We start from the raw sequence: 16,071 nt of genomic DNA on the forward strand, positions 1-16,071 counted from the left end.
TCGCCACACCCCCTCAGTCAACCCGACTCAGCGATGTCCAAAGCACCTGCGCCGCATACCCCCGAAACGGCCGCCACACCTGCGCCCGCTGCAACAACTCCCGCGCCGTCACCGGCCCGCCTTCCAGCGCTGCCAACGCATTGATCAACCCCACATCGCCGCTTGGAAACCCATCCATATCCCGCAACTGCCGCAACGCAATGTACTGCGCCGTCCAGTCGCCAATCCCGTGCAACGCCAGTAACCGCGCCACGCCACCTTCGCGCCCCGGCTCAAACAACAACGGATCATCGAGCAACGCCTGGGCCACGCCAGACAGCGTCCGCCCACGGCTTTTCGGCAGGCCCAATCTCGCCAGGTCCGCCGCCGCCAACACCCCGGCCTCAGGAAACACATGGGTCAGCCCCGACAGCGGGGAACGCAACGGCGCGCCATAGTGCGCCACCAGTTTCCCCGCCAACTTGATCGCTGCCACCACCGTAATCTGCTGCCCCAACACCGCGCGAATCGCCAACTCCAAGCCATCCCACGCCCCCGGCACCCGCAGCCCTGGACGCTCGGCCATCAAGCGCGCCATCAACGGATCTGTCGCCAAGTGCCGGTGAATCGAAGGCAGATCCGCATCCAGATCAAACATCCGCCGCAACCGCGCCACGATTTCGGGCACGGCGGTCGGGTCAGGAAAATCCAGCGTCACCTCCAGCGCATCGGCGCCCGCCGGTTTGATCGAAATCGTGCCGTGCACACCGTTCAAACCGATGCTGCGCGAGTACACGCCATTGACCACCGTCTCCATCCCGGTAATCGCCCGCGCCGACAAAAACCCGAGCATCGCCGCCCAGTCATAGGGTGGCTGATACGCCAGCAACACCCTCACAACGCCAGCAACCCGCTGTACAACCCATACGCCGCCAGCCCCGCCACGCCGACAACACAGGTGAAGATCCCCTTCTCGACATGCGTAAACAAGGGCTGCCCCTGCTCACGTTTGGCCTTGGCAAACAGAATCACCCCTGGGGCATACAGCAGCGCTGACAACAGCAAATACTTGACCCCGCTGGCATACAACAACCACACCGCATAACTCAGGGCGATACCGCCGATCAGCAGGTCTTTGGTGCGCTCGGCCGAGGCGTGTTCGTAGGTTTCGCCGCGCCCGCTCAACAGCACCGCGTAGGCCGCCGACCACAGGTACGGCACCAGGATCATCGACGAGGCGAGGTAGATCAGGCTGGTGTAAGTCCCGGCAGAGACCAGCGTGATCAACAGGAAAATCTGGATCATCACGTTGGTCAGCCACAACGCATTGATCGGCACATGGTTGGCGTTTTCCTTGGTCAGGAACGCCGGCATGGTCTTGTCTTTCGCCGTGGCGAAGAGGATTTCGGCGCAGAGCAACGCCCACGACAACAAGGCCCCGAGCAGCGAAACCGCGAGGCCGATGCTGATCAGCAACGCGCCCCAGGGGCCGACGATATGTTCCAGCACCGCCGCCAGCGACGGGTTCTGCAGGGTGGCCAATTCGGGTTGGCTCATGATTCCCAGCGACAACACATTCACCAGCACCAGCAGCGCCAGCACCCCGAGGAAGCCGATCACCGTGGCCCGGCCGACATCCGCACGCTTCTCGGCCCGGGCCGAGTAAACACTGGCGCCTTCGATGCCGATAAACACGAACACCGTCACCAGCATCATGTTGCGCACCTGGTCCATCACCCCGCCGAAGCTCGGGTTGCTCTGCCCCCAGATGTCCCGGGTGAAAATATCAGCCTTGAACGCTACGGCAGCAATGACGATGAACATAATCAGCGGCACGATTTTGGCCACGGCAGTCAGTTGATTGATGAACGCCGCCTCTTTGATACCGCGCATCACCAGAAAATGCACCGACCACAGCAACACCGAGGCGCAGCCAATGGCGATCGGCGTGTTGCCTTGGCCAAAGATCGGGAAAAAATAACCGAGGGTGCTGAACAGCAACACGAAGTAACCGACGCTGCCCATCCAGGCGCTGATCCAGTACCCCCACGCCGAGGAAAACCCCATGTAGTCGCCGAACCCGGCCTTGGCGTAGGCGTACACCCCGGAATCCAGTTCCGGTTTGCGATTGGCCAGGGTCTGGAACACGAACGCCAGGGTCAGCATGCCCACGGCGGTGATCGCCCAACCGATCAGGATCGCCCCGGCATCGGCCCGGGCTGCCATGTTTTGCGGCAGGGAAAAAATCCCGCCACCGATCATCGACCCCACCACCAGGGCGATCAACGCGCTCAGACGCAGCTTTTGTGTCGGTTGCGACATTCCTGAAACTCCGCTGGTCTCGATGTTTTAACTAAATAGATAAAGCGCAATAACGTTTAATAATTAACGCCCCTTGACGTCTTTTATTTATAACCGATCAATCTATGACATCGGCGTATAGCAGTTTTGTGCGTCAGTCGTAATAAATCAATTCTGTGCTGAAAACAGACGTCAAAAGTTGCTAATTCGTAAAAACGAACTAACTTCAAAAACTCAACGCGATACGCGTTATGCCTGCCCCGTCTCCGGAAGCCTCTGAACCGGGCTTTTCCAGCAATACAGTTATGCACGCGAAAAGTTCATAAGTCTTTCATTAACAATGGAATGTGCCCATGCACTGATCTATGTCAGCTGATTGAACAGTTAACAGATTTAATCTGTTGTCTCTCTTCTCCTGCATTGGAGTCATGCAATGTCTGCAACCCCCGGAAAACTAAGACTCGGTGCACTGGTCGCGCTGGTTGTCGGCTCAATGATTGGTGGCGGGATCTTCTCTTTGCCGCAAAACATGGCCGCCAGTGCCGACGTCGGCGCGGTGTTGATCGGTTGGGCGATTACGGCGGTGGGCATGCTGACCCTCGCGTTCGTCTTTCAAACCCTGGCCAACCGCAAGCCGAACCTGGATGGCGGGGTCTACGCCTACGCCAAGGCCGGTTTCGGCGACTACATGGGGTTCTCGTCGGCCTGGGGTTACTGGATCAGCGCCTGGCTGGGCAACGTCGGTTACTTCGTGTTGCTGTTCAGCACCCTCGGTTACTTCTTCCCGATTTTCGGCGAAGGCAACACCGTCGCTGCAGTGATCGGTGCTTCGGTACTGCTCTGGGCCGTGCACTTCCTGGTATTGCGCGGGATCAAAGAAGCGGCGTTCATCAACCTGGTGACCACCGTCGCCAAGGTCGTGCCGCTGCTGCTGTTTGTGCTGATTGCGGTCTTCGCCTTCAAACTGGACATCTTCACCGCTGACATCTGGGGCACAAAAAACACCAGCCTGGGCAGTGTGATGAACCAGGTGCGCAACATGATGCTGGTCACCGTCTGGGTGTTCATCGGCATCGAAGGCGCGAGCATCTTCTCGGCCCGGGCGGAAAAACGCAGCGACGTCGGCAAAGCCACCGTGATCGGCTTCATCACCGTGCTGTTGTTTCTGGTGCTGGTGAACGTGTTGTCGCTGGGGATCATGACCCAACCGGAACTGGCCAAGTTGCAGAACCCGTCGATGGCGGCGGTGCTGGAACACGTGGTCGGCCATTGGGGCGCGGTGCTGATCAGCGTCGGCCTGATTATCTCGTTGCTCGGTGCGCTGCTGTCGTGGGTGCTGCTGTGTGCGGAGATCATGTTCGCCGCCGCCAAAGACCACACCATGCCGGCGTTCCTGCGCAAGGAAAACGCCAACCACGTGCCGGTCAACGCGCTGTGGCTGACCAACGCGATGGTGCAGATATTCCTGATCATCACGCTGTTTTCGGCCAGCACTTACCTGTCGCTGATCTACCTCGCCACTTCGATGATCCTGGTGCCGTACCTGTGGTCGGCAGCCTATGCGCTGCTGCTGGCGGTGCGTGGCGAAACCTATGAAAAAGCCCTGGCCGAACGCAAGAAAGACCTGCTCATCGCGGGCATCGCGGTGATCTACGCGGTCTGGTTGCTGTACGCCGGCGGCATCAAATACCTGCTGCTCTCCGCGTTGCTCTACGCCCCCGGCGCGATCCTGTTCGCCAAGGCCAAGATCGAAGTGGGCAAACCGGTTTTCACCAACGTCGAGAAGCTGATTTTCGCCGCCGTCGTCGTGGGCGCCCTGGTGGCGGCCTACGGGCTGTATGACGGCTTCCTGACTCTGTAAGAGCTGATTGTTTCAATCTGGAGGATCACTGTAATGACCACGGAAAAAGTGAAGTACGGCGTACATTCCGAAGCCGGCAAACTGCGCAAAGTCATGGTTTGCTCCCCAGGCCTGGCCCACCAGCGGCTGACCCCGAACAACTGCGACGAACTGCTGTTCGACGACGTGCTGTGGGTCGCCCAGGCCAAGCGTGACCATTTCGATTTCGTCACCAAGATGCGTGAACGCAATGTCGACGTGCTGGAAATGCACAACCTGCTGACCGACATCGTCGCGATCCCGGAAGCGCTGGACTGGATTCTGGAACGCAAGATCACCGCCAACTCGGTCGGCCTCGGTCTGGTCAATGAAGTGGGTTCGTGGCTGCGTAGCCTGGAGCCGCGCAAGATCGCCGAGTTCCTGATCGGCGGCGTGTCCGCCGATGATCTGCCGAACAGTTTCGGTGGCAAGACCATCGAGATGTTCCGCGACTTCCTCGGCCACTCCAGCTTCATTCTGCCGCCGCTGCCCAACACCCAGTTCACCCGCGACACCACCTGCTGGATCTTCGGTGGCGTGACCCTGAACCCGATGTACTGGCCGGCGCGCCGCCAGGAAACCCTGCTGGCCAGCGCCATCTACAAATTCCACCCCGAGTTCACCAACGCCGACTTCCAGGTCTGGTACGGCGACCCGGATCAGGAACACGGCAACGCCACGCTCGAAGGCGGCGACGTGATGCCGCTCGGCAACGGCGTGGTCTTGATCGGCATGGGCGAACGCTCGTCCCGCCAGGCCATCGGCCAACTGGCGCTGAACCTGTTCAAGCACAACGCCGTGGAGCGGGTGATCGTTGCCGGCCTGCCGAAGTCCCGCGCAGCGATGCACCTGGACACCGTGTTCAGCTTCTGCGACCGCGACCTCGTGACCATCTTCCCGGAAGTGGTCAACCAGATCGTCGCCTTCACCCTGCGCCCTGACGACAGCAAACCGGGCGGCATCGACATCCGCCGCGAAGAAACCAACTTCCTCGACACCGTGGCCGCTGCCCTCAATCTCAAGACCCTGCGCGTGGTGGAAACCGGCGGCAACAGCTTCGCCGCCGAGCGCGAGCAATGGGATGACGGCAACAACGTGGTGGCCCTGGAGCCCGGCGTGGTGATCGGTTACGACCGCAACACCTACACCAACACCTTGCTGCGCAAGGCTGGCGTGGAAGTCATCACCATCAGCGCCGGCGAACTCGGACGCGGCCGTGGCGGCGGCCACTGCATGACCTGCCCGATCATTCGCGACCCTATCGACTATTAATTCGTATGGCCTGCTTCGCGCTTATAAAGCGTGGAGCCGGCGGATAACCGAAACCCAAGGAGATCCAAGTCATGGCTTTTAACATGCGCAACCGCAGCCTGCTGAGCTTGATGCACCACACCACTCGCGAACTCAACTACCTGATCGACCTGTCCCGTGACCTCAAACGCGCCAAGTACACCGGCACCGAACGAGCGCACCTCAAAGGCAAGAACATCGCGCTGATCTTCGAAAAAACCTCGACCCGCACCCGTTGCGCGTTCGAAGTCGCGGCCCATGACCAAGGCGCCCACGTCACCTACATCGACCCGGTGTCGTCGCAGATCGGCCATAAAGAAAGCATGAAAGACACCGCCCGCGTGCTGGGGCGGATGTTCGACGCCATCGAGTACCGTGGTTTCGAACAGGAAATCGTCGAAGAGCTGGCCAAGTTTGCCGGCGTGCCGGTGTTCAACGGCCTGACCGCTGAATTCCACCCGACGCAAATGATCGCCGACACCCTGACCATGCGCGAGCACAGCGACAAGCCGCTGCATGAAATCAGCTACGCCTACCTTGGCGATGCGCGCTACAACATGGGCAACTCGTTGCTGATGATCGGCGCCAAACTCGGCATGGACGTGCGCATCGGCGCGCCGAAAGCGCTGTGGCCGCATCAGGATTTCATCGACCAGTGCCAAGCCTTCGCTATCGAGAGCGGCGCACGCATCACCATCACCGAAGACCCGAAAGAAGCGGTCAAGGGCGTGGACTTCATCCACACCGACATCTGGGTGTCGATGGGTGAACCGGTGGAAGCGTGGGACGAGCGCATCGAGCAACTGCTGCCGTACCAGGTCAACACCGCGATGATGAAAGCCTCGGGCAACCCGCGCGTGAAGTTCATGCACTGCCTGCCGGCGTTCCACAACAGTGAAACCAAGGTCGGCAAGGACATCGCCGCACGTTATCCGCACCTGGCCAATGGCGTTGAGGTGACTGAAGAAGTCTTCGAATCGCCAGCCAACATCGCCTTCGAGCAAGCGGAAAACCGCATGCACACGATCAAGGCGATATTGGTGTCGGCGTTGGCGGATATCTAAAAGGCTGAACACCTGTTCACGATGATCGTTCCCACGCTCTGCGTGGGAATGCATTCAGTGACGCTCTGCGTCACAGGGGACGCGGAGCGTCCCGGGCGGCATTCCCACGGGGACCGTGGGAACGATCAGCGAGAGAAAGATCATCGTGTTGCTCGTACCCTTTTCTGAAAGGACTGCATTATGCGTATCGTCGTTGCCCTGGGCGGTAACGCCCTGCTCCGCCGTGGTGAACCCATGACCGCGGACAATCAACGCGCCAACATCCGCGTCGCCACCGAACAGATCGCCAGGATCTACCCCGGCAACCAACTGGTCATCGCCCACGGCAATGGCCCGCAAGTCGGCCTGCTGTCGTTGCAAGCGGCGGCCTACACCTCGGTTTCGCCTTACCCGCTGGACGTGCTCGGTGCCGAAACCGAAGGCATGATCGGCTACATCATCGAACAGGAACTGGGCAACCTGCTGGACTTCGAAGTGCCGTTCGCCACCCTGCTGACCCAGGTTGAAGTCGACGCCAAGGACCCTGCGTTCCAGAACCCGACCAAACCCATCGGCCCGGTCTACGCGAAAGCCGAAGCGGAAAAACTCGCCGCCGAGAAAGGCTGGGCAATCGCCCCGGACGGCGACAAATATCGCCGTGTGGTGGCCAGCCCACGGCCGAAACGCATCTTCGAAATCCGCCCGATCAAGTGGTTGCTGGACAAGGGCAGCATCGTGATCTGCGCTGGCGGTGGCGGCATTCCAACGATGTACGGCGCAAGCGGCAAGCTTGAAGGCGTGGAAGCGGTGATCGACAAGGACCTGTGCTCGGCGCTGCTGGCCGAACAGCTGGAAAGTGATTTATTGGTGATCGCCACCGACGTCAACGCCGCGTTCATCGACTTCGGCAAACCGACCCAGAAAGCCATCGCCCAGGCCCACCCCGACGCCATGGAAAAACTCGGCTTCGCCGCCGGCTCCATGGGACCGAAGGTCCAGGCTGCCTGCGAGTTCGCCCGCCATACTGGCAAAGTCGCGGTCATCGGTTCACTCTCGGACATCGAAGCGATCGTCCAGGGCACAGCCGGCACCCGCATCAGCACGGCGACGCCCGGCATTACTTACCGCTGAAAAGAAACTCCGCGGCAGGCCCGGGGTCTGCCGTTCTCCAATGCCTTCGAAGGAGAGATGTTTATGGCTACGTTCGAACCCGGTCACTTGCATATCGAGCGCCACGCGCTGAATGACGACGATGTCAGCTACAACCTGTGCATTGACTATGAAGTCACCCAGGATCCGGAAAAAGGCATGCAGTTCACCATGCACGGCAACATCCTGGGCAAGGACATGGAAGAGTCATTTTTCCTGCCCAAGGATCAGGCCTATAACTTTGCCAGCAACGTGACGAAAATCGCCGAGAAATACGGGGTTCCCAAGACCCACAGCGGCATTGGCTCGGTGCACAAGCATTACGATGCGATGTTTGAAGACGTGCGGGTGCAACTGGATATGAAATCCGGTGATCCGGTGAACCCCGAACACCTCGAATAACCCCCGAACCCTGTCGCTGATCGTTCCCACGCTCTGCGTGGGAATGCCGCAACGGACGCTCCGCGTTCGGCTCTGAAGGGACGCGGAGCGTCCCGGGCTGCATTCCCACGCGGAGCGTGGGAACGATCATCCGCCCGGGATTTCACCTAACCCCCTCCTCCAAGGCATACTTGCCACCCTCCGCACGTCAGAACCAAAAACCGCCCCATGCGTATCCACGTCAGCTTCATCGACCGCGTCGGCATTACCCAGGAAGTCCTGGCCTTGCTCGGTGGGCGCAATCTCAATCTGGATGCGGTGGAAATGGTCCCGCCCAACGTCTACATCGACGCCCCGACCCTGAGTCCGGAAGTCCTTGAAGAGCTGCGCGATGCGTTGCTCAGCGTGCGCGGCGTGCAGGCGATGACGGTGGTCGACATCCTGCCCGGCCAACGCCGGCACTTGCAGCTCGACGCCTTGCTCGCGGCCATGACCGACCCGGTGCTGGCCCTCGACAGCGCCGGCAAGGTGCTGCTGGCCAACCCTGCGTTGATCGCCCTGTACGGTCGCGAACCGGCAGGAGAAAGCATCGCCGACTTGTTTGCCGATCCAGCCTTGCTCGATACCTTGCTGGAAAACGGCTTCCGCCTGCCGCTGCGGGAAATCACCGTCAACGGCCAGACCTTGCTGCTGGACGCCACGCCGATCACCGACGCCGGCGCCTTGCTGACCCTGTACCAACCGAACCGTATCGGCGAACGCCTGTCGGCCCTGCACCACGACCACGCCGAAGGTTTCGATGCGTTGCTCGGCGAATCCCCGGCCATCCGCACGCTCAAGGCTCGCGCTCAACGTGTCGCGGCTCTCGATGCGCCGCTGTTGATCCAGGGCGAAACCGGCACCGGCAAAGAACTGGTGGCCCGGGCCTGCCATGCCATCAGTGCGCGGCACAGTGCGCCGTTCCTGGCGTTGAACTGCGCGGCATTGCCGGAGAACCTCGCCGAAAGCGAACTGTTCGGCTACGCCCCCGGCGCTTTCACAGGCGCGCAACGGGGCGGTAAACCGGGGCTGATGGAACTGGCGAACCAGGGCACGGTGTTTCTCGATGAGATTGGCGAGATGTCGCCGTACTTGCAGGCGAAGTTGCTGCGATTCTTGAACGACGGCAGCTTCCGTCGGGTCGGCGGTGATCGCGAGGTGAAGGTCAACGTGCGCATCCTCAGCGCCACCCACCGCGACCTGGAAAAAATGGTCAGCGAAGGCACCTTCCGCGAAGACCTGTTCTACCGCCTCAATGTCCTCAACGTCGAAGTCCCGCCCCTGCGCGAACGCGGCCAGGACATTCTGCTGCTGGCCCGCTACTTCATGCAGCAGGCCTGCGCGCAGATCCAGCGCCCGGTCTGTCGCCTGGCGCCGGGCACCTATCCGGCGCTGCTGGGCAACCGCTGGCCGGGCAACGTGCGGCAATTGCAGAACGTGATCTTCCGCGCCGCGGCGATTTGCGAGAGCAGCCTGGTGGACATCGGCGACCTCGACATCGCCGGCACCTCGGTGGCGCGCCAAAGCGACAGCGAAGTGGATAGCCTCGAACAGGCCATGGAAGAGTTCGAGAAAACCCTGCTGGAAAAACTCTACGTCAGCTACCCCTCGACCCGGCAACTGGCGAGCAGACTGCAAACCTCCCACACCGCGATCGCCCACCGGTTGCGCAAGTACGGCATTCCCAACAAGCCCTGAGACTTGATCGTTCCCACGCTCTGCGTGGGAATGCAGCCCGGGACGCTCTGCGTCCCAAAGCGGACGCGGTGCGTCCATTGAGGCATTCCCACGCGGAGCATGGGAACGATCCAAGCTTCTAACCTGTTTAAAAGCGACCTTCATCTGTACTGAAAGCGCTACAGCGGAACGATATCGATACACCCTCCTTAGATCACCGCTGTGCAAGGCTTTGATCCCATTACGCTTTTTTCTTTGCTTTGAGCTGTAGCGATTTCGCTACAGACATTTCAATCACCCGTTCGCCAAAAACTCCCAACCCGTTGATATTTAAAGACTTAATAACCTTGGCCGCGTTCTTGCTTAGTAACCATCTATAAAGAAGGGCTTTAGCCCAAGCATTCAATCGCGTCCACCAGACGAGTCTGGCCCCCTTAGGAGTTTCCATGAGCGAGTTGCGTTTTACTGAAGATCACGAATGGCTGCGCACTGAAGCTGACGGCAGCGTCACAGTCGGCATCACCGCTTTCGCGCAGAACGCCTTGGGCGACGTGGTTTTCGTACAACTGCCTGAGCTGCAGTCCTACGACAAAGGCGCTGAAGCCGCCACCGTGGAATCGGTTAAAGCCGCCAGCGGCGTGTACATGCCCCTCGACGGTGAAGTGCTGGAAGTGAACCCGGCGCTCGACAGCAGCCCTGAACTGGTCAACGAAGATCCGCTGGGCGAAGGCTGGTTCTTCCGCTTCCAGCCAACCGACGCCTCGGCCGTTGCCAAATTGCTCGATCAGGACGCCTACGACCGTCTGATCAAAGCCAACGCCGAAGCCTGAGGAATCGACATGTCTCAAGTAAATCTCAGCACCGCCAACGAATTCATCGCCCGCCACATCGGCCCGCGTGCCGGCGATGAGCAAGCCATGCTCAACAGCCTCGGTTTCGACTCCCTGGAAGCCCTGAGCGCCAGCGTCATCCCCGAAAGCATCAAAGGCACCAGCGTCCTCGGCCTGGACGATGGCCTGAGCGAAGCCGACGCCCTGGCGTTGATCAAAGGCATCGCCGCCAAGAACCAGCTGTTCAAGACCTACATCGGCCAGGGCTACTACGGCACCCACACGCCGTCGCCGATCCTGCGCAACCTGCTGGAAAACCCGGCCTGGTACACCGCTTACACCCCGTACCAACCGGAGATTTCCCAGGGCCGCCTCGAAGCGCTGCTGAACTTCCAGACCCTGATCAGCGACCTCACCGGCCTGCCGATCGCCAACGCTTCCCTGCTTGACGAAGCCACCGCCGCTGCCGAAGCCATGACCTTCTGCAAACGCCTGAGCAAGAACAAGGGCAGCCACGCGTTCTTCGCTTCCGTGCATTGCCACCCGCAAACCCTCGACGTGCTGCGCACCCGTGCCGAGCCGTTGGGCATCGACGTGGTGGTCGGCGACGAACTGGAACTGACCGACGTAGCGCCGTTCTTCGGCGCGCTACTGCAATACCCGGCCAGCAACGGTGACGTCTTCGACTACCGCGACCTGACCGAACGCTTCCACGCCGCCAACGCGTTGGTCGCCGTCGCGGCTGACCTGCTGGCCCTGACCGTAATGACGCCACCGGGCGAATTCGGTGCCGACGTGGCCATCGGCAGCGCCCAACGCTTCGGCGTGCCGCTGGGTTTTGGTGGCCCGCACGCGGCTTACTTCTCGACGAAAGATGCGTTCAAACGTGACATGCCGGGCCGTCTGGTCGGCGTCTCCGTGGACCGTTTCGGCAAGCCGGCCCTGCGCCTGGCCATGCAGACCCGCGAGCAACATATTCGTCGCGAGAAGGCTACGTCGAACATCTGCACCGCCCAGGTGCTGTTGGCCAACATCGCCAGCATGTACGCCGTTTACCACGGCCCCAAAGGCCTGACCCAGATTGCCAACCGCATTCATCACCTGACGGCGATTCTGGCCAAAGGCTTGAGCGCAATCGGTCTGACGGTTGAGCAAGCAAACTTCTTCGACACGCTGACTCTGAACACTGGCGCTAACACTGCCGCATTGCACGACAAGGCTCGCGCCCAGCAGATCAACCTGCGCGTCGTCGATGCTCAACGCCTGGGCCTGTCCCTCGACGAAACCACCTCGCAAGCCGACGTGGAAACCCTGTGGGCCCTGCTGTCCGACGGCAAAACCCTGCCGGACTTCGCCGCCCTCGCCGCCTCCGTTCAAAGCACCATCCCGGCCGCGCTGGTTCGCCAATCGCCGATCCTCAGCCACCCGGTGTTCAACCGTTACCACTCGGAAACCGAGCTGATGCGCTACCTGCGCAAACTCGCCGACAAGGACCTGGCCCTGGATCGCACCATGATCCCGCTGGGTTCGTGCACCATGAAACTCAACGCCGCCAGCGAAATGATCCCGGTGACCTGGGCTGAATTCGGGGCCCTGCACCCGTTCGCCCCAGCCGAACAAAGCGCCGGTTATCAGCAACTGACCGATGAACTGGAAGCGATGCTCTGCGCCGCCACCGGTTACGACTCGATCTCGCTGCAACCGAACGCCGGTTCCCAAGGTGAATACGCTGGCCTGTTGGCGATCCGTGCCTATCACCAGAGCCGTGGCGAAGACCGTCGCGACATCTGCCTGATCCCGTCGTCCGCCCACGGCACCAACCCGGCCACCGCCAACATGGCCGGCATGCGCGTGGTTGTGACCGCGTGCGATGCCCGTGGCAACGTCGACATCGAAGACCTGCGCGCCAAGGCCATCGAGCACCGTGAACACCTCGCGGCATTGATGATCACCTACCCGTCGACCCACGGCGTGTTCGAAGAAGGCATCCGCGCAATCTGCGGCATCATTCATGACCACGGCGGCCAGGTGTACATCGACGGCGCGAACATGAATGCAATGGTCGGCCTCTGCGCGCCGGGCAAGTTCGGCGGCGACGTGTCGCACCTGAACCTGCACAAAACCTTCTGCATTCCCCACGGCGGTGGCGGCCCGGGTGTTGGTCCGATTGGCGTGAAATCGCACCTGACGCCGTTCCTGCCGGGTCACGGCACCATGGAGCGCAAGGAAGGCGCGGTCTGCGCGGCACCGTTCGGCAGCGCGAGCATTTTGCCGATCACCTGGATGTACATTCGGATGATGGGTGGCGCGGGTCTCAAGCGCGCTTCGCAACTGGCGATCCTGAATGCCAACTACATTTCCCGTCGCCTGGAAGAGCATTACCCAGTGCTGTACACCGGCAGCAACGGCCTGGTGGCGCACGAATGCATCCTCGACCTGCGTCCGCTGAAAGACAGCAGCGGCATCAGCGTCGATGACGTGGCCAAGCGCCTGATCGACTTCGGTTTCCACGCGCCGACCATGTCGTTCCCGGTGGCTGGCACGTTGATGATCGAACCGACCGAAAGCGAATCCAAGGAAGAGCTGGACCGCTTCTGCGACGCCATGATCCGCATCCGCGAAGAAATCCGCGCGGTGGAAAACGGCACGCTGGACAAGGAAGACAACCCGCTGAAAAACGCCCCGCATACGGCGGCGGAGATTGTTGGCGAGTGGACGCATCCGTACAGCCGTGAGCAAGCGGTGTACCCGGTTGCATCGTTGATCGACGGCAAATACTGGCCACCGGTCGGTCGCGTCGACAACGTGTTTGGCGATCGCAACCTGGTGTGCGCCTGCCCGTCGATCGAAAGCTACGCTTAAGAAAAGCAGCTTCAAGTCGCAAGCTTCAAGCTGCAAGAAAGAGCTGATCAGCTTCTAACTTGCCGCTTGTAGCTTGCTGCTTGCCGCTACTCCACTGGAGTTCACCATGTCATTAAGCGTGTTCGACCTGTTCAAGATTGGCATCGGCCCCTCCAGCTCCCACACCGTCGGCCCGATGCGTGCCGCTGCGCGTTTCGCCGAAGGTCTGCGCCGTGAAGGGCTGCTGGCCGCGACCACCTGCGTCAAAGTCGAGCTCTACGGCTCGCTCGGCGCCACGGGTAAAGGACACGGCAGCGACAAAGCCGTTTTGCTCGGCCTGGAAGGCGAACACCCGGACACCGTGAACACCGAAACCGTCGCTGCCCGCCTGCAAGAAATTCGCGGCAACGGTCGTTTGAACCTGCTCGGCGAACACAGCATTGCGTTCAACGAGAAAGAACACCTGGCGATGATCCGCAAACCATTGCCCTATCACCCCAATGGCATGATCTTTCGTGCCTTTGACGCCGCAGGCCTGCAAGTGCGCAGCCGCGAGTACTACTCGGTGGGCGGCGGGTTTGTCGTCGATGAAGACGCCGCCGGCGCCGACCGTATCGTCGAAGACGCCACGCCCCTGACCTTCCCGTTCAAAAGCGCCAAGGATCTGCTCAGTCACTGCACCACCTACGGCTTGTCGATCAGCCAGGTGATGCTGACCAACGAAAGCGCCTGGCGCCCGGAAGCGGAAACCCGCGCCGGCCTGCTGAATATCTGGCAAGTGATGCAGGACTGCGTCGCTGCCGGTTGCCGCAACGAAGGCATCCTGCCCGGCGGCTTGAAGGTCAAGCGCCGGGCGGCGGCGTTGCATCGGCAATTGTGCAAGAACCCGGAATCGGCGCTGCGCGATCCGCTGTCGGTGCTGGACTGGGTCAACCTCTATGCGCTGGCGGTCAACGAAGAAAACGCCAATGGCGGGCGCGTGGTGACGGCGCCCACTAACGGTGCAGCGGGGATCGTCCCGGCGGTGTTGCATTACTACATGCGCTTCATCCCCGGCGCCAACGAAGACGGCGTGGTGCGGTTTCTGCTGACGGCTGCGGCCATTGGCATTCTCTATAAGGAAAACGCCTCGATCTCCGGCGCCGAAGTCGGCTGTCAGGGTGAAGTCGGCGTCGCTTGCTCGATGGCGGCCGGGGCGTTGTGCGAAGTCCTCGGCGGCAGCGTGCAACAAGTGGAAAACGCCGCGGAAATCGGCATGGAACACAACCTCGGCCTGACCTGCGACCCGATTGGCGGCCTCGTTCAGGTGCCGTGCATCGAGCGCAACGCCATGGGCTCGGTGAAAGCCATCAACGCGGTGCGCATGGCTTTGCGCGGTGACGGGCAACACTTCGTCTCGCTGGATAAGGTCATCCGCACCATGCGCCAGACCGGCGCCGACATGAAAAGCAAATACAAGGAAACCGCCCGTGGCGGTTTGGCGGTCAACATCATCGAGTGCTGATGCAGGCATCCGCACTATTTTCAGGAGCTGAATATGTCCACCGAACAATTGCTGAAAACCCCGCTGCACGCTTTGCACATCGAACTCGGCGCGCGCATGGTGCCGTTCGCCGGCTACGACATGCCGGTGCAATACCCGCTGGGCGTGATGAAAGAACACCAACACACCCGTGATCAGGCCGGGCTGTTCGATGTGTCGCACATGGGCCAGATCCGCCTGACCGGCGCCAATGCCGCCAAGGCCCTGGAAACCCTGGTGCCGGTGGACATCATCGACTTGCCGGTGGGCATGCAGCGTTACGCGATGTTCACCAACGAGACGGGCGGTATTCTTGACGACCTGATGGTTGCCAACCTGGGTAACGATGAACTGTTCCTGGTGGTCAACGCCGCTTGCAAGGATCAGGACCTGGCGCACTTGCGCAAGCATATTGGTGATCAGTGCACCATTGAGCCGTTGTTCGAAGAGCGCGCGTTGCTGGCCTTGCAAGGTCCGGCCGCCGTGACCGTACTTGCACGCTTGGCCCCTGAAGTGGCGAAGATGACCTTCATGCAGTTCGCCCGCGTGAAACTGCTGGGTGTGGATTGCTTTGTCAGCCGTTCGGGCTACACCGGCGAAGACGGTTTCGAAATCTCCGTGCCGGCCGCCAATGCCGAAGCCCTGGCTCGCGCCCTGCTCGCAGAACCAGAAGTCGCCGCCATCGGCCTCGGCGCGCGCGACTCGCTGCGCCTGGAAGCCGGCCTGTGCCTCTACGGCCATGACATGAACACCGAGACCACGCCGATCGAAGCCAGCCTGCTGTGGGCCATCTCCAAGCCACGGCGTGCCGATGGTGCGCGGGCTGGCGGCTTCCCGGGCGCTGAAACTGTATTCGCTCAACAGCAAGGCGGGGTCAGCCGCAAGCGCGTTGGTCTGCTGCCGCAGGAACGTACGCCAGTGCGCGAAGGCGCAGAGATCGTCAACGAAGCCGGCGAGATCATCGGCAGCGTCTGCAGCGGCGGCTTCGGACCGACCCTGGGTGGACCGCTGGCCATGGGTTACGTCGACAGCGCTTACATCGCGCTGGAAACACCGGTTTGGGCAATTGTTCGTGGGAAAAAGGTGCCTTTGCTTGTAAGCAAAATGCCATTTGTTCCACAACGCTACTACCGCGGTTGA

General features: G+C 61.1%; 13 protein-coding genes. 10 read left to right on the forward strand and 3 right to left on the reverse strand.

What is annotated here, in order from left to right:
- Nucleotides 1-13 precede the first annotated feature (13 nt).
- Together FQ192_RS06530 and arcD (FQ192_RS06535) are read right to left on the reverse strand one after the other, a co-directional pair.
- Entirely contained in the window at nucleotides 14-877 is an 864-nt protein-coding gene (locus FQ192_RS06530; protein ID WP_149657868.1) for a DNA-3-methyladenine glycosylase, read from the reverse strand.
- Complete coding sequence (gene arcD, locus FQ192_RS06535) at nucleotides 874-2,301, reverse strand: arginine-ornithine antiporter (protein ID WP_149657869.1); 1,428 nt, start codon at nucleotides 2,299-2,301, stop codon at nucleotides 874-876. The genes FQ192_RS06530 and arcD (FQ192_RS06535) overlap by 4 nt, the downstream gene beginning before the upstream one ends.
- A gap of 412 nt (nucleotides 2,302-2,713) precedes the next feature.
- On the opposite strand from arcD (FQ192_RS06535), the gene arcD (FQ192_RS06540) reads away from it, so the two are divergent.
- From arcD (FQ192_RS06540) to FQ192_RS06565, 6 genes are all read left to right on the forward strand, one after another.
- Nucleotides 2,714-4,141 carry an arginine-ornithine antiporter gene (gene arcD / locus FQ192_RS06540; protein ID WP_149657870.1) on the forward strand — a complete coding sequence of 476 codons (1,428 nt, stop codon included), beginning with the start codon at nucleotides 2,714-2,716 and terminating at the stop codon, nucleotides 4,139-4,141.
- Between the two features lie 33 nt (nucleotides 4,142-4,174).
- Entirely contained in the window at nucleotides 4,175-5,431 is a 1,257-nt protein-coding gene (gene arcA / locus FQ192_RS06545; protein ID WP_149657871.1) for an arginine deiminase, read from the forward strand.
- A gap of 71 nt (nucleotides 5,432-5,502) precedes the next feature.
- Nucleotides 5,503-6,513, forward strand: coding sequence for an ornithine carbamoyltransferase (locus FQ192_RS06550; protein ID WP_123409270.1), 1,011 nt, complete (start codon nucleotides 5,503-5,505; stop codon nucleotides 6,511-6,513).
- Nucleotides 6,514-6,693: 180 nt separating this feature from the next.
- Nucleotides 6,694-7,623, forward strand: a complete 930-nt coding sequence (gene arcC, locus FQ192_RS06555; protein ID WP_149657872.1) for a carbamate kinase — start codon at nucleotides 6,694-6,696, stop codon at nucleotides 7,621-7,623.
- 63 nt (nucleotides 7,624-7,686) lie between these two features.
- Nucleotides 7,687-8,043, forward strand: a complete 357-nt coding sequence (locus FQ192_RS06560; RefSeq protein ID WP_149657873.1) for a DUF5064 family protein — start codon at nucleotides 7,687-7,689, stop codon at nucleotides 8,041-8,043.
- Between the two features lie 207 nt (nucleotides 8,044-8,250).
- Nucleotides 8,251-9,759 (forward strand): sigma-54-dependent transcriptional regulator, encoded by a 1,509-nt coding sequence (locus tag FQ192_RS06565; RefSeq protein WP_149657874.1) that lies wholly within the window; start codon nucleotides 8,251-8,253, stop codon nucleotides 9,757-9,759.
- A 220-nt stretch (nucleotides 9,760-9,979) separates the two neighbouring features.
- Here the strand turns inward: FQ192_RS06565 and FQ192_RS06575 are convergent, their stop codons facing one another.
- Complete coding sequence (locus FQ192_RS06575; protein WP_149657876.1) at nucleotides 9,980-10,186, reverse strand: hypothetical protein; 207 nt, start codon at nucleotides 10,184-10,186, stop codon at nucleotides 9,980-9,982.
- Between FQ192_RS06575 and gcvH the strand changes: the two genes are divergently transcribed.
- From gcvH to gcvT, 4 genes are all read left to right on the forward strand, one after another.
- Nucleotides 10,185-10,568, forward strand: coding sequence for a glycine cleavage system protein GcvH (gene gcvH / locus FQ192_RS06580; protein ID WP_008027813.1), 384 nt, complete (start codon nucleotides 10,185-10,187; stop codon nucleotides 10,566-10,568). The two genes, FQ192_RS06575 and gcvH, sit on opposite strands and share 2 nt — an antisense overlap.
- Before the next feature lie 9 nt (nucleotides 10,569-10,577).
- Nucleotides 10,578-13,430: an aminomethyl-transferring glycine dehydrogenase gene (gene gcvP, locus FQ192_RS06585; protein WP_149657877.1), complete on the forward strand. Its 2,853-nt coding sequence runs from the start codon at nucleotides 10,578-10,580 to the stop codon at nucleotides 13,428-13,430.
- A 106-nt stretch (nucleotides 13,431-13,536) separates the two neighbouring features.
- Nucleotides 13,537-14,913, forward strand: coding sequence for an L-serine ammonia-lyase (locus tag FQ192_RS06590; protein WP_149657878.1), 1,377 nt, complete (start codon nucleotides 13,537-13,539; stop codon nucleotides 14,911-14,913).
- Between the two features lie 33 nt (nucleotides 14,914-14,946).
- Complete coding sequence (gcvT, locus tag FQ192_RS06595) at nucleotides 14,947-16,071, forward strand: glycine cleavage system aminomethyltransferase GcvT (RefSeq protein ID WP_149657879.1); 1,125 nt, start codon at nucleotides 14,947-14,949, stop codon at nucleotides 16,069-16,071.

The sequence above is a fragment of the Pseudomonas sp. ANT_J12 genome, from assembly GCF_008370045.1.
In the GTDB taxonomy this organism is placed as follows: domain Bacteria; phylum Pseudomonadota; class Gammaproteobacteria; order Pseudomonadales; family Pseudomonadaceae; genus Aquipseudomonas.

Bases quoted from the DNA above. Each gene is read 5' to 3' on its own strand.
- FQ192_RS06565 (WP_149657874.1), top strand. From the start codon at position 8,251: ATGCGTATCCACGTCAGCTTCATCGACCGCGTCGGCATTACCCAGGAA.
- arcC (WP_149657872.1), top strand. From the start codon at position 6,694: ATGCGTATCGTCGTTGCCCTGGGCGGTAACGCCCTGCTCCGCCGTGGT.
- gcvT (WP_149657879.1), top strand. From the start codon at position 14,947: ATGTCCACCGAACAATTGCTGAAAACCCCGCTGCACGCTTTGCACATC.
- FQ192_RS06575 (WP_149657876.1), bottom strand. From the start codon at position 10,186: ATGGAAACTCCTAAGGGGGCCAGACTCGTCTGGTGGACGCGATTGAAT.
- arcD (WP_149657869.1), bottom strand. From the start codon at position 2,301: ATGTCGCAACCGACACAAAAGCTGCGTCTGAGCGCGTTGATCGCCCTG.
- FQ192_RS06550 (WP_123409270.1), top strand. From the start codon at position 5,503: ATGGCTTTTAACATGCGCAACCGCAGCCTGCTGAGCTTGATGCACCAC.
- gcvP (WP_149657877.1), top strand. From the start codon at position 10,578: ATGTCTCAAGTAAATCTCAGCACCGCCAACGAATTCATCGCCCGCCAC.
- FQ192_RS06590 (WP_149657878.1), top strand. From the start codon at position 13,537: ATGTCATTAAGCGTGTTCGACCTGTTCAAGATTGGCATCGGCCCCTCC.
- gcvH (WP_008027813.1), top strand. From the start codon at position 10,185: ATGAGCGAGTTGCGTTTTACTGAAGATCACGAATGGCTGCGCACTGAA.
- arcA (WP_149657871.1), top strand. From the start codon at position 4,175: ATGACCACGGAAAAAGTGAAGTACGGCGTACATTCCGAAGCCGGCAAA.
- arcD (WP_149657870.1), top strand. From the start codon at position 2,714: ATGTCTGCAACCCCCGGAAAACTAAGACTCGGTGCACTGGTCGCGCTG.
- FQ192_RS06560 (WP_149657873.1), top strand. From the start codon at position 7,687: ATGGCTACGTTCGAACCCGGTCACTTGCATATCGAGCGCCACGCGCTG.